At 48.2% G+C, this 13,491-nt stretch carries 10 protein-coding genes; 5 read left to right on the top strand and 5 right to left on the bottom strand.

Annotation, left to right across the window (positions count from 1 at the left end):
• Positions 1-10: 10 nt before the first annotated feature.
• The 4 genes from MP213Fo_RS05335 to MP213Fo_RS05320 form a co-directional block, all read right to left on the bottom strand.
• Positions 11-877, bottom strand: coding sequence for a TIGR02186 family protein (locus MP213Fo_RS05335; protein WP_421090613.1), 867 nt, complete (start codon positions 875-877; stop codon positions 11-13).
• Positions 870-1,751, bottom strand: coding sequence for a sulfite exporter TauE/SafE family protein (locus MP213Fo_RS05330; RefSeq protein ID WP_421091022.1), 882 nt, complete (start codon positions 1,749-1,751; stop codon positions 870-872). Before MP213Fo_RS05330 ends, MP213Fo_RS05335 begins: the two co-directional genes overlap by 8 nt.
• 626 nt (positions 1,752-2,377) lie before the next feature.
• Positions 2,378-5,725 carry a peptidoglycan-binding protein gene (locus MP213Fo_RS05325; protein ID WP_421090612.1) on the bottom strand — a complete coding sequence of 1,116 codons (3,348 nt, stop codon included), beginning with the start codon at positions 5,723-5,725 and terminating at the stop codon, positions 2,378-2,380.
• Positions 5,726-6,146: 421 nt separating this feature from the next.
• Positions 6,147-6,896, bottom strand: a complete 750-nt coding sequence (locus MP213Fo_RS05320; protein ID WP_421090611.1) for an outer membrane protein — start codon at positions 6,894-6,896, stop codon at positions 6,147-6,149.
• A 1,017-nt stretch (positions 6,897-7,913) separates the two neighbouring features.
• Between MP213Fo_RS05320 and MP213Fo_RS05315 the strand changes: the two genes are divergently transcribed.
• Positions 7,914-8,660 carry an SDR family oxidoreductase gene (locus tag MP213Fo_RS05315; RefSeq protein WP_421090610.1) on the top strand — a complete coding sequence of 249 codons (747 nt, stop codon included), beginning with the start codon at positions 7,914-7,916 and terminating at the stop codon, positions 8,658-8,660.
• 230 nt (positions 8,661-8,890) lie between these two features.
• On the opposite strand, the gene MP213Fo_RS05310 is transcribed toward MP213Fo_RS05315, so the two are convergent.
• Positions 8,891-9,373 carry a gamma-glutamylcyclotransferase family protein gene (locus MP213Fo_RS05310; RefSeq protein WP_421090609.1) on the bottom strand — a complete coding sequence of 161 codons (483 nt, stop codon included), beginning with the start codon at positions 9,371-9,373 and terminating at the stop codon, positions 8,891-8,893.
• A gap of 138 nt (positions 9,374-9,511) precedes the next feature.
• Between MP213Fo_RS05310 and MP213Fo_RS05305 the strand changes: the two genes are divergently transcribed.
• The 4 genes from MP213Fo_RS05305 (at position 9,512) to MP213Fo_RS05290 (ending at position 13,421) form a co-directional block, all read left to right on the top strand.
• Positions 9,512-10,324, top strand: a complete 813-nt coding sequence (locus MP213Fo_RS05305) for a transporter substrate-binding domain-containing protein (protein ID WP_421090608.1) — start codon at positions 9,512-9,514, stop codon at positions 10,322-10,324.
• Positions 10,325-10,503: 179 nt separating this feature from the next.
• Positions 10,504-11,682: an NAD(P)/FAD-dependent oxidoreductase gene (locus tag MP213Fo_RS05300; protein ID WP_421090607.1), complete on the top strand. Its 1,179-nt coding sequence runs from the start codon at positions 10,504-10,506 to the stop codon at positions 11,680-11,682.
• Between the two features lie 5 nt (positions 11,683-11,687).
• Complete coding sequence (locus tag MP213Fo_RS05295; protein WP_421090606.1) at positions 11,688-12,677, top strand: amino acid ABC transporter permease; 990 nt, start codon at positions 11,688-11,690, stop codon at positions 12,675-12,677.
• Entirely contained in the window at positions 12,678-13,421 is a 744-nt protein-coding gene (locus MP213Fo_RS05290) for an amino acid ABC transporter ATP-binding protein (protein WP_421090605.1), read from the top strand.
• The last annotated feature ends 70 nt before the right edge of the window (positions 13,422-13,491 follow it).

Raw genomic sequence — 13,491 nt, 5'->3', positions numbered from 1 at the left:
GCTTAAGCTATCAGTCTTTGCGGAACAGCAGCTGGCCGAGCCAGCCGGTAATGCCGGCAAGAAACACGGCAAATAACCCATAAAGCAGGCTATAATTATGTGCGGCTTCAAAGATTTGCTGTTCAAGGCCAGCTTTAACAATATTCAAATGGGTATTGGCTTCACCAATAAATACTCCGTGCCGGAACAGCAATGCGCGCGCTTTATGCCGCCCCACCGGAACATTGGCTGATAATGCTAATGTGGCACGAAACAGTGTTTGCGAAACGAATTCAACCGAACCAGCCTTTTGTGTAAACAGACCTTGTTTGGATTTGATTGCACGCAGTTCTTCGCCAAAACGCATCGCATTGGGATCAGCTAAAGTTCCATATTCCGGTGTGAGCGAAAAATAATTTACGCCGAGCGATAATTGTCTGTAGGTGCGCTCATCAGTAATATCGCGCAATTGCCGCGTGGATGCCAATGAGTAAGAAAGCGGCACAGATAGAAATGTCTCTGAACTGGCATTGACCCAGACGCCGAGATAGCGTGACTTTTCACGCACCACCAGATTGCGCTGCGGGCCTTCCAGCACCACCACAATATCATAGCGCCCCTGTCTGCGGATCATTGGGTCGGCATTATCCAGCGCCCCGAAAATCGTGAGATTGGTGCCGCTAAAATTTGAGGCAATGGCGATGGTTTCTGTCGACAGGCCGATTTCAATCGTCTCAGGTCTTGCCAGAGGTTCCTGCACTAAGGCTGCAGCTGCAATGTTTTCTTGTATATTGCCTTTTGTTCGCGGCGCGGCTTCACTGCCCTCAATGGACATTAAGGCTGTGAGCAGCAGCATGAACAAGGCGGTTTTGGTTAAGGATGCTCTGATGTTATTCATCCGCAAAGCCCACCGTAAACAGACTATCCGGTTGGATAAACAGGCCGAAAGCAAGGCGCAACGCCACTGCCAGCACCAGAAGCGCCAGTAACATACGCAATTGTTCGCCGCGCAATTTGCGCCCGGCACGGGCTCCGTATTGTGCGCCGATCACGCCGCCCACCATCAGCAAAAATGCCAGCACAATATCAACCGTATGGTTGTTGGTTGCCTGCATAACCGTGGTGAAAGCGGTAACGAAAGTGATCTGAAACAGCGATGTTCCCACCACGACATTGGTTGGTACACGTAGCAGATAAATCAGCGCCGGAACCATGATGAAGCCGCCGCCCACACCCATGACTGACGAAAGCAACCCGATGCAGAAGCCGATTGCCAGCACCGGAATAATACTCACATAGATCATTGAAGCACGAAAGCGTGCTTTGAACGGCATGCGATGGATCCAGTTATGCTGGCCGGAGCGGCGGATATCGGGCGCTTTGCCACCTTTGTTACGGCGTAAAGTGCGCCAGCTTTCAACGGCCATCAAACCGCCGACCGAGCCCAGAAATACCACATAAAGCAATGAGATGATGAGATCGAGCTGACCGAGATCGCGCAGCAGCGAAAACAGGTAAATACCGATTAACGAGCCGAATAAACCGCCGATAACCAGCAAAATCCCAAGCTTGAAATCCAGCGTCCGGCGTTTGAAATGCGTTAAGGCACCTGAAACCGATGAGGCGATAACCTGATTGGCTCCAGTCGCAACGGCAATAGCAGGAGGGATATTGTAAAAAATTAACAAAGGCGTGATGAGAAACCCGCCGCCAACGCCGAACAGGCCGGATAAAAATCCGACCGCAGCCCCCATGCCGAGAAGAACCAGCATATTGACCGAAATTTCCGCTATTGGCAGATAAATACCCACTTCCCACTACCGCTTATATAACACTGACGGAAAAACAACTTTTGCAAAACGTCCAGAATTTGCAGTTGCGTCCCCGGCAGATAGTTCCCGACTATCCGAGCCTGCTGGCTCAAATGATTTTCCTTGTGCCTATCGGTAAGCTTTGCAGCTTTTCAATGGCGGCGGGCAGTCATTATCAGTGAACTGACAGAATTTTACGTTTAGTGGAGATTATTGGCACTAAACTTAGATTTTATGTAATTTTGCGTCATTTTTGCATGGCATTGCACATCCACGCAGTCATATTCGCAAAAAACTGTTAATTTTCTGCGCCTTTGGCGAAGCCAAGTCAAACGGCGATTGTGCATAAGTTGCTATCAAACGGGGGGTGTTGTTAGGCCTTGGCTATTGTATGTGCTGACTGTTGCAGTAAGGCCGCAATTTCCCCCGTCAAAGCAAAAGCAACAGCAAAGATATGCTGTTGCTGGCGATAGAGTAGTTTCAGGAAAACTGGGAACCGGTTTTCCGTCTGAAACTGCGTTTAAATAAACAGATAGAGCTGTTTCAGGGATAGTCAAAACACTTTGGTATGTGAGGGGTAGCTGATGTTAGCTGTTTTTAGACAGCAGAACCTCCACCAAAGGCTGGTCGATCTCACCGGTCGGCTTCATGCCATTTGCCTTTTGAAAGGCCGAGATTGCCTGACGGGTTTTGGCGCCCATAATGCCGTCTGGTGTACCGGCATCATAACCGTTTTTATGTAAAATCAGCTGAATATTGCGCACGGCTTTCACCATATCTACCGAAGCGGTAGTGACAGCTTGATTATCCACCCAGGCATCCGGAATAAGCACGTTATTGGCCTCTTCAATCATATCTTTCGGCTTCCAGAGCTTTGTCAGATTGATTGCGCGTTCCAGTTGCTCCGGCTTGAGCGAGGCAGCGACCTGATCACGCTTTTCAGCGGCGTCTTTATCACCGGCATTAGCAGCCAGTGCAAACCACTTATAGCTTTCTTCCAGGCTTTGCGTGCGTCCCAAACCCTTGGCTGTGAGAATGCCTAAATTATACTGGCTGTCTTTGATGCCGAGCTCGGCAGCCTTGAAAAACCATTTGGCTGCCTTGTCATTATCCGCAGCACCATCAGCACCCATGGCATAGAGAACGGCAAGATTATGCATGGCACTGGCATTGCCCTGTGCGGCAGCTTGTTCATAAAATTTTGTAGCAAGAGCTGCATCCCGCGGCAGACCTAAGCCTTTTTCATTGAAATTGCCAAGGCGGTATTGCGCTGGTGCAAAGCCGCGCTCTGCCGACAATGCATACCATTGGGCAGCTTTTGCAAAATCACTTTCAACGCCACGGCCATCCATATAGCGCATGCCTATTTCGTAGAGCGCACGGGCATCACCATCTGCTGCGGCAGTGCGCAGGGCAAGCGTCCCCAGTTTTTCGGGCACTGCCGGAATTGCTGATACTATATCTGTAGTTACAGCGTCAGGTGCTGCGGTTTTGGCAATACTCTGCGTGGTGCCGAGGTCAGGCGCAATGTTTTGCGGTTGTGCAGTGGCAATATGCACCTCGTCTGCACTTACAGAACTGTCCGGTAGGGCAGTGGTTTTTGGTAAAGGCTGCGTGTCAGTTTCGTCAGGCGCAGGCAGTTTCACAACATCTTCGACACGCCCCACAGTCATCATGGTTGGTAATGACGGCTTCTTATCTTCGCTAATAGCAGGCGCCGGAGCTACAGCCGGTGTCGGTGTCTGGGCCTGGGCCTGGGCTGGTGCCTGTGCTGGTGCTTGCGCCAGCGGAACAAGCGTTTCGTCCGGCTCGCTCAGATAGGTACTACCTAACTGCAGGCCAGTTACTGCCATAATAATTGCACCAATTGCCAGCAGAAGAGGCTTGCGCAGCGAGCGCTTTGGCTTTCCTGAAGCGGATGTGCGGTCTGCATCCGCGGTCACATCGTCACCAAGCTGGCCATTATGGTCAGTTTGGGCAACCTCATCACGCAGGCGGCCGGTTTCATCGGTTGCGACCTGAACGGCACGGCGCGCAGCACTGATGAGATCAGATTTGCGGATTGCGTCATGATTATCGTCGGCAGCAGTGGTGCGCTCACGTTGCTCATCGCGCACACGGCGGATGATCGCATTGAGATCTGGCATGGCCGACAAAGACGGCTCTGCGCGCAGCTCCGGCTCTGTTGGTTTGGTTGCCGGTTCAAGGGTGAGTAATTCGCTGTCTTCCAGCGTAAACTCTTCCGCAGGCCCGCGCATCGTATTGTTTGAACGGTCGGTATTGCCATTGGCTTTGATTGCAGCACGTGCGGCCTCAATAGCGGCTGCAGCCGGTGAAGGCACTGCAGAATAAGGTGACGCTTTGGATGGATTACCACGTAGCTCGGAGAACGGATTTTTTGTGCCCTGTTCGCCGGGGTTACCCCATTCAGGAATAGAGAACTGATTGGTAAAGCGCTCTGATTTATCCTGTTCACGCTGCTTTAGAGCCCGTGCCGCAAGTGTATGCGGGGGCTTTTGAACCGTGTCTTTTTCAATTTGCCCCAAACGATCGGCAATCTTCAGCAGCGTATCGTGCACACGGTCAAATGTGCGGCTGTTGCGTTCGTCTGATTCTCTGGTGAGTAGTTCAAGCGATTTCAGATCATCAGCCAGCTGGCGTGCAAAGCCGGTATCGCTGGCAGAGCCTTTGCCAACAACCTGACGGATCGCTTCCTCCGCCGCTTCACGTGCGGCACCCAGCACCATGTCGCGATTCATATCAATCGCGCGCTCAATAGTGTCGAGACGCGGTTTAATTTCGGCCAGCTCCGGCATCAGGCTTTCAGGATTGCTCAGATGTTCGGTAATCAAGCCAAGCTGCTTTTCAAGATTGCGCATCAGTTGCTGGTCGGCAAGCGGGGCAACCACCGGCTGCTCTAAAGGAGCGGCTTGCATCACTGCAGTCTGTTCATTGACCTGACGGGCAATATTATCAAGGCGATCTTCAAGCGCCTGTATGAAACGGTCATCATTCAGGGCGGTTTTATGGGCGCTCTGGTGATATTGTTCATCGAGATGGCGGGTAAGCTCGGCAAAACGGCGGTCTAGCTCGCCAAATACCGCCAGCTCCTGTTCCGGTTGCTGACGGTTATAGCTGGTGGCGAGAATAGCACGGCTGATCTCATCCAGCCGCTCGTCAAGCTGGCGCAGTGAATGGCTCTGATTATCCGGCAATTGCTCAACACTGTGACGCAGATCTTCAAGCCGTGCACTGATAGTGTCCAATGCCGGATCAATGGCGGTATGAACTTGTAATTTTTCAGATTGTTTCTGCTCGAAATTATCAAAACGTTCGTCAAGCGCATCCCAGCGATGGCTCATGCGGCGCAGGGATTCTTCACGCGCCAGCGTTTCAACTGTGCGCTTCAGCTCCTCCAGATCACGGCGCATCACATTGTCGGTGTTATGTGATGCTGTGGTATCGGTGGTGAAGCGGCTGGTGCCGGAGATAAAACGCTCTGTGGCTGAAACGCGCTCGTGCCCGGCCTGATGATTGGCCTGTGCCTGTGCCTGTGTTTGCACCTGATGAAGATCAGCAGTTGCGCTGGTGGCCTGTCTTAGTTCTGTGCGGATGCGCAGGCGCTGCAATTCTTCAGCAATGGCAGCCAGTGCTTCTTTATGCGGGTTATTGTCCGGATTTGAAGCTGGTACGACGGGTGCTGCCGATACTAAACGAGCCGGATCGGAAGCTGCGACCTGCGGCTGTTCTTGGCGCAAAAATTCCAAAGCATCGGCTTCAGCCTCAGCAGATTCTGAAATTTTACCCGATTGTTTATTTGCCAAAAGCTGGCTTTCAAGTGCAGAGAGTGTGCGGTTCAGTTCCTCGATCGATGCGAGCGGGCGGCGCTCACGACGTGTATTCAGGCTATCGAGAGGAGACCGCTGGTTTATCATCGCCGTTTACACTCTTCAAACTTTGCCGCCATAGGGGTCACCACAGGTATGGAGACTGGTCAACTTATCGGTCTTGCAACCATCCGCGCCCCTTGCAGATGGTTGGTGCTAAGCCGGTCTTTGCTGCCGTATACCGAACGGCGCAAAATACAGGCTCTGCTATGGACACAGTTTTGTCGAAACGTGGTAAATAACCCGTTAATTTTTACAGGAAAGCCTAACAAAATGCCGGAATTACCATGATTTAGGTGATTTTGAGCTACAGGCTACAGGGCAGAGCACTAGCTGCGCTCATATTTGAAATCATTGAAATTATTTAAAAGCAGTTATGCACGTTCAAACAGGGCAGAGAAACCAAAAGCCCCACCTCAAAGAGGCGGGGCTTGATGATGTTTAATCGCGATCGTTAAAGATCAGCAGATTAGAACTTGTAGTTTACGCCGAGACGAACTTCGTTAACCGATGTTTTGAAGTTACGGTTGTTTACCCATGATTTAGCAGGATCAAGATTCGGATCAATAATGGATACACGGTTTTTACCGAAGTTCTTGTGCAGATATTCGGCTTTAACAGTCCAGTTATTGGTTACTGCATACTCAACGCCTGCACCGGCTACCCAGCCTGAAATGTTTTTCTTGGCAGATGTTTCAAACGCGTCTTTACCGTAACAGTTACCAATAGTTTTTCCAACAAGGCCTTCATCACAACCAAGAGCATATTTTGATTGTGCCCAAGCGTAACCACCGGTTACGAATGGCAGGAAACGGTCTGCTGCATAACCAAGACGTGCACGAACTGTACCATTGGTGCCGATTTTATCGGTGCCATAATATGGGTCGTTTTCGTTAGCGCCGCCCCAATTTTTCTTTACGCTGCCGAAAGAAACATCAGCTTCAGCACCGAGAACAACATTATTGTCGAACTGCCAGTTATAACCAGCCTGCAGACCGCCGAAGCCGCCTTTGGTTTTCTGCTCATTGGCCTGTGGGTTATTTACGTCATGGGATTTGCCCCAGCCGTAGCCGGCATGCGCACCGATGTAACCGCCGGACCAGTTAAAGCTTGCATAGTCCTGAACCGGAGCTGGTTCTGGGGCTGATACGATAGCATCAGCAGCGAAAGCCTGACCCGAAAGAACGGTCATAGCGAGAAGAGCGACGATTTTTTTCATATCTTAAATCCATTGGTTGAATGATTTATCCAGACAATACCGATGGAAAAATTAATTAAAAGATTAAAAAAATGGTTCAGAACTGGTTAAAACGAGTTCCGGAGGGCAAGGAAAACTGGACTTTATTCTAATTTAGCAATTTATATTTTCGCTCTTGAAATTTAGTCTCTTTAAAACAATATTTTGAAGAACGTTATAAATAAGTAATTGTTTTTACGCGCATATTATGAATTAAATTTGAAATTTTTATTACATGTCGGTTGTTAAACTGCGTGTGACAAAAATACGTCATCACAAAGTAGCAAATTCACTCTTTGTCACTGCCACCGCGGCTCTGCTGCACAGAATCGCCCTGTATATAGCCTGCCTGTATGCTGCCGATTTTGTGCCGGAACCCGCCAGCCCGAAGCTGTGTAAGACTTAATAAATGTAAAAAGCTGCTTTGGTTTGTCTTTTAACGAGTTTCAACATTGAATAGATTGATGTTTTCAGGCGCTGTTAAGCAGGTATCGTCATTTCGCTGCGTTTGATTTATCCGCTTTGGTAAAGGGTGCAAAAAATTACGCATAACGGACTGTTGAAGCGGAGTTAAACAGTGCAGCTCTTCTCAGGCTGCGGCCTTGCCTGACCCGCACTCTGTCTGTTGGCAGCTAAAACTGCTCTTATGATTATCAATAGCGCTTGACCAAGCACAGCATCGCCGCCTTCACGGAGTGAAAATCTCTCTACTAAGTTCAGAGCAAGGCCAGTTTCATATGGTTGCAGGTACAGTTTTGCGCCTGGTGTATGTGACAGGCATTTTCTATATCGAGCAGTTTGCTCTGTGGTCGTTAGAAATAAGGTCCGCATATAGGCGTTTTATGGCGTAAGCGGCATCAATGCGGCACCTTTGGCTTTAAAAAGGTAAGATAATCAAAATATATTTGTAGTACTACATATGTATGATAACTTACTTTTGTTGAAATTAACTAAGCGGATGAATGCAGAATTCACCCCCACCCAAATGGAAACGGTTTAATGTCTCAAATGCCTTATAAAACTGTTGTTGTGACGGGCGCGACAAGCGGGATTGGATATGCAACGGTAAAATTACTTCGTCATTTGGGGTTTACTGTTTTTGCTATAGGTCGAAATACACAGGCTCTGGCGGCACTTGTTGCTGAGTGTGGTGCGCACAGTATTGAAGCTGATGTAAGGGATACGCAGTATATTTGTGACAAATTAAGTGGAGTTGAGGTCGATATTCTTGTGAATAATGCAGGTATTCTGTCGACAAATGCACGTTTTGATAAAATAGATCCCGCTGAAATTGATCAGATGATTGATGTTAACTTGAAGGCGCCGATGCAACTTACCCGCTCTTTGTTGCCAGGAATGGTCGAACGAAAACGCGGGCATCTCATTTATCTGGGCTCAAGTGGTGGTCAGGCAGCCTACCCATCCATGGGGGCGTATGGCCCCTCCAAGGCAGGGCTTAGTCTTTTTTGCGATAATCTCAGATGTGACCTTCTGGGGACATCGGTTCGTGTCAGTGAAATTGTTCCCGGGCGCGTTCAGACTGAACTTTACAAGACTGCTCTCGGTATTGAAGAGGCTCAAAAGGCACTATATAATGGTTACAGGCCGCTCCAGCCTGATCATATTGCGTTGATCATTTCACAGGTCATAGCGCTTCCGACCTTTGTTGATGTAGCGCGTGTTGAAGTATTCCCAACTGATCAAGCCACAGGTGGCGGCTCAATGGTGCAGTTTGAGGCGCATTAACGAGAGCAGTTTTCAACGCATTCGAGATATACCACTACGTTTTTCATGGTGATAACGAGAGTTACGATTTCTGGTTGTAACTCTCGCAATCTGATTAGAGCTGGAACGTGTAACGATCAGGCTGGATCGCAGCGTTCGCTCTAGATTCTAGAATTATCGCATTCTCATACCTATCAAGTTGATTCAACTTGATAGTGACATGCTCTCGTATTTGTTGCAAGTTACAGCGGCTATTTGCTCTGCGCCAAAGAGACTATTGCGTTTAATTTTTGCTGATATTCTGGTGGTAGCATTGCCTCTTTTGCACCATCAATGACAAGTGCTGCATAATCAGGCGGTGGTGCCCATGAGCCTCGGTCACCGTCGACACGTAAAGTGAGTGCGCGGACGCTTCCACCCTTAACGAGCGTAATATCCAGCTCGCGGATTTCATACCATTGTGCCAATCCACCAACTTTCAGCATCCTTGCCATATCTTCATCGGAGAGCTGGTAGAGAACGCCAAAAACAATGCCGTTTGAATTGCTTATTATAGTACAGCCGCCATCAGAGGCGTCTGCATAGCGCGCAAAACCAAGCTCATGCCCAGCATAAAAACCAACACCAATCATATTCGCGGATGGGTATTGCTGACGCATATGGGTGTAACCAAGCAATGTGCCATAGCCAAAATAAGGAAGATTTAAGCCAGTAAGATTAGGCGTGCGTTCCATATTGTTCCCTTTATATGGTTACTGTTTATTTTGAAGTACGGCTAAGATACTCGCAGATTGACATGATATAACACATATGACAACTTGTGATTAGAAATAATAAGCAAGTAACAAATTTGCAAAATGGGGAACAATAAAATGAAACTCAGCACAATCTGCGTGGCTTTGGGAATGTCGGCACTTGGCTTCATAGGTATTGCGTCTGCACAATCAAAGCTGGAGACTTTGGTTCCAGGAACATTGACAGTTGCAATCCCTGATTTTCCTTACATCGGGTTTATCGAAGGTACGGATCCTACAGCTCCGACCGGAGGTTATTATGTTGATATGGCCAATGAACTGGGCAAAGAGCTGGGTTTGAAGATTGTCTGGGTTCCGGCAGACTTTACGGCATTTATTTCAGGGCAGTTTACTGCCTATGACATTGCAGCAGATTCTTTCTCTATCACGCCAGTTCGTCTTGAAAAATTCAATATGACCGATCCCGTTTATTCTTATCATCAAGCTCTTATGACTAAAAATGGGGTGGCGGTGAGTACTCAAGATGACATTAAAAATCTGGTCTTAGGTACTTGCGGCGGGTGCGATACTTTTCAATTTATTGTCGACATCGTGCAACCGAAAAAAGAGCCACGCGGCTTCGATATAGATATCATGAAATATGATGCGGTACTGAGTGGAAATATTGACGGGGCGATAGGTGATCTGCCGGTTATTCTTTCAAAAGTTGCAACACCGAAGTTTTCTAAATTGGTTGCGGCATGTCAGTTCAAGCAGTCTGTTGATGCTGCGTGGATTATGCCTAAGAACTCAAAAATTGTGACTGAAGTTAAATTAGCAATGGCCAAAGCCAAAGCTGAGGGCAAATTCGAAGAGTGGTCACAAAAAAATATCCTGCCTCAATTTGGTGGTGTTGATCCCAGCAGCGTGCCTCCTTGCGCTGACTATTGAATTTTGTAAGCCCGCAGATTGCGGTTGTTCGGAAACGCATCATTTGTGCGGACAACCGGAAGTCTAAAACCACCTAAACGTAGCTGTGTTTGGGTAGAGCGACAGTGCGACTTCCGCAGTCAAAGCTGCTTTGTATAGCGGCGATGGCCAAGGCCGGATTCATAGAGCGAGATAACATTATGCAAGAAACATGCGATGCCGTTGTTGTTGGCGCAGGATTAAATGGTGCTGCCACCGCCTATTTCTTACTAAAAAAAGGCTTTCGCCGCGTTATTATTCTGGATGCAGGGCTGGCTGGATCCGGTGCATCGGGTGCGGCTGTAGGTCTGTTACGCAGCCACTACGATAATTTCCCTGAAACCGAATTGGCTGCGAAAAGCATGCCGTATTTTCGCAATTGGTCTGATATGGTCGGGGGGGATTGCGGTTGGCGCCCAACAGGATTTTTACGTTTTGTAGAACATCATGAACTAGAAAACATGCGTGAAAATGTTAGAGTACAGAGAACTCTAGGCGAGGCTGTAAGTATACTTGATGGCAATCAAGTGCGATCTTTGGCACCGGAATTTCGTGTTGATGATATTGGTGCAGCTGTTTATGAGCGGGATACTGGTACCGCAAGCAATTCGTTAGCCACATATACTATGCTCAAGCAGGCATGTGCCAATGGCGCTGAGTTACGCCCTTTTACACGGGCGATGACTATTGATGTAGAGAATGGGCGTGTTACGGGGGTGGTAACCGATAAATTTCGTATTGCGACACCTGTTGTCGTCTTGGCGGCGGGCACATGGTCTAAGGAAATCGCTGCGAGCTGCGGCGTGGACTTGCCATTAACCGCAAGACTTATTCGCGTTGCTGAAATTCTGCCACCGGATAATATTCAGTTATCTGTCTCATATATGGACCCTATTACGGATTCCTGGGCAACTCCGCGGCAGCAGGGCAGGGCTATAATTACTGTGCCGCATCCGCAGGCGACTATGCCAATTGATCTTAATAATTACGATGGCGAGTTTACGCGCGCAGATGCTGAGGTTGGCTTGGTGGCGGTGCAAAAGCGCGTACCAGGAATAGATGCGTCAATTGTGACGCGTTGGTGGTCGAGGCCGGATTGCTTTGCTCCTGATGGTAAACCTATTCTTGGAGATGTGGAGGCTGTAGCCGGACTTTTCCTGAATACGGCATCAGCTGGCAAGGGGCACAAAGTAGCACCAGCGGCAGGTCTCGCACTTAGTGAGCTTATTGCGGATGGTTGTGCAACGACTGCAGATATTACTCGCTTCGGGCTTAACCGTTTTGACGAAAGCCTGAAACCTTGGAGTGCAACTCAATATGGTAAGCGCGCGATAGGATAGAGTGAATGTCAGAAAATAGGATGCTAATCGAACAGACTACCGGAAGTGGTACTCCATGGCAAAGTAATGAGCCTTTTCAAGCCGGTTTGCTATTGCCACTTATTAGTCTGATATTTCCGCCAACAGGCGTTGTATCCGTTATCTTTGCGTTGAAGTCCCGTAATACTAGGGGTGACCGCAAACGAATGTTAAATTATGCTTTTCGTTCTCGGCTGTGGGCTCAATATTCCTTTGGTATCAGTTTTGCCCTTTTAATTGTTGGTTTTATCGCTGTCACCTTTATAGCCAATAATTATGCCGTTGCCGAAAGCTACTTCGATTTACAAATATTGAAGGCGGGACTTCCACAAATAAGCTCTGCATTTCTTAAAAACCTTGGCGTTTCCATCGTTGCTCAATGCGCAGTTATGATCTGGGGGCTTATTCTTGCCGTAGCCAGAAGCCTGCCGGGGCGGGCCGCCGCACCAATCCGTTTCATGGCGATAATCTATATTGATTTATTCAGAGGGTTACCTGCACTTCTAACCATTCTGATCATAGGTTTTGGGCTCCCGCAAACAGGGCTACCGTTCGTTTCAACACTAAGTCTGTTTGCAAGTGGCACCTTGGCTCTGACCATCGTGTATGGTGCATATCTGGCAGAAACATTTCGTGCTGGCATTGATTCAGTGCATCAGAGTCAAATTGCTGCAGGCCGTGCAATCGGTCTAACGCATTTTCAAGTGTTACGGTTTGTTGTTCTTCCTCAAGCTATGCGTAATGTAATCCCACCGCTTTTGAGCTGGTATATTTCGTTGCTCAAAGACACGTCTTTACTATCTGTACTTGGTCTCCTTGAAGGGCTGAATACGGCCCGTATCCTCGTGACTGCCCAATCAAATCTGACGGCTCTAACTGGCGTTTCGCTGTGCTTTTTAGCCGTCACTATTCCGTTGGCACGCTTTACAGATTTTCTCATTCGACGTAATGCGCAAAAGCTCAAGGGGGCTAGTTAAATGCCATATATTTCAGTTGAAAACTTGCAGAAGTATTATGGCTCTTTTCATGTTCTCCAAGGACTGACATTGTCTGTAAAAAGACATGAAGTCGTTTGTTTGATTGGTGCATCAGGTTGCGGTAAGTCGACCGCATTACGCTGCATTAATGCTTTGGAACCAATAAGTAGCGGTAATATTCGTGTGGGAAATATTGTCGTTTCAGAGGAGCTTGCTGACACAAACGCATTACGACGCCAAGTCGGCATTGTGTTTCAGCAATTCAATCTTTTCCCGCACATGACTGTATTGCAAAATTTGTGTTTGGGACCACGTCAAGTTCTCAAAGTAAGTAAAGAAGATGCAGAACAGCATGCTATGGAGTTGTTGAGCCGCGTTGGCTTAGCCGATAAGGCGAAACAGTATCCTGATAGTTTATCTGGTGGTCAGCAACAGCGCGTGGCAATAGCCAGGGCATTAGCAATGCGTCCACAAGCATTGCTTCTGGACGAGATTACATCTGCGCTTGATCCCGAACTTGTTGGTGAGGTCTTGAGTATTGTACGCGAACTTGCCCATGAGGGAATGACAATGATCCTTGCAACTCATGAGATGGGTTTTGCAAAAGAGGTGGCGACTTCGGTGTGCTTTATGTCTGAGGGTGTAGTTTATGAGGCTGGTACACCTCAACATATATTTGAAAATCCGGAGCGACCCAAAACACAGGCCTTTTTAAAAAGACTTATTGAGGCGCGAAGGCTATGAGCGCGTTTTCAGCTCACTTAATGTAAAAAGCTGAGAAATCAATTTGTGTTCAGCTGTATGAAAAAATGAC

This window comes from Pseudochrobactrum mosebachae (assembly GCF_048914685.1).
Classification (GTDB): domain Bacteria; phylum Pseudomonadota; class Alphaproteobacteria; order Rhizobiales; family Rhizobiaceae; genus Pseudochrobactrum.
The sequence above is the reverse complement of the archived record's forward strand: the minus strand, read 5'-3'. Positions and strand labels throughout refer to the sequence as shown.

Bases quoted from the DNA above. Each gene is read 5' to 3' on its own strand.
- MP213Fo_RS05335 (WP_421090613.1), bottom strand. From the start codon at position 877: ATGAATAACATCAGAGCATCCTTAACCAAAACCGCCTTGTTCATGCTG.
- MP213Fo_RS05330 (WP_421091022.1), bottom strand. From the start codon at position 1,751: ATGCTGGTTCTTCTCGGCATGGGGGCTGCGGTCGGATTTTTATCCGGC.
- MP213Fo_RS05325 (WP_421090612.1), bottom strand. From the start codon at position 5,725: ATGATAAACCAGCGGTCTCCTCTCGATAGCCTGAATACACGTCGTGAG.
- MP213Fo_RS05320 (WP_421090611.1), bottom strand. From the start codon at position 6,896: ATGAAAAAAATCGTCGCTCTTCTCGCTATGACCGTTCTTTCGGGTCAG.
- MP213Fo_RS05315 (WP_421090610.1), top strand. From the start codon at position 7,914: ATGTCTCAAATGCCTTATAAAACTGTTGTTGTGACGGGCGCGACAAGC.
- MP213Fo_RS05310 (WP_421090609.1), bottom strand. From the start codon at position 9,373: ATGGAACGCACGCCTAATCTTACTGGCTTAAATCTTCCTTATTTTGGC.
- MP213Fo_RS05305 (WP_421090608.1), top strand. From the start codon at position 9,512: ATGAAACTCAGCACAATCTGCGTGGCTTTGGGAATGTCGGCACTTGGC.
- MP213Fo_RS05300 (WP_421090607.1), top strand. From the start codon at position 10,504: ATGCAAGAAACATGCGATGCCGTTGTTGTTGGCGCAGGATTAAATGGT.
- MP213Fo_RS05295 (WP_421090606.1), top strand. From the start codon at position 11,688: ATGTCAGAAAATAGGATGCTAATCGAACAGACTACCGGAAGTGGTACT.
- MP213Fo_RS05290 (WP_421090605.1), top strand. From the start codon at position 12,678: ATGCCATATATTTCAGTTGAAAACTTGCAGAAGTATTATGGCTCTTTT.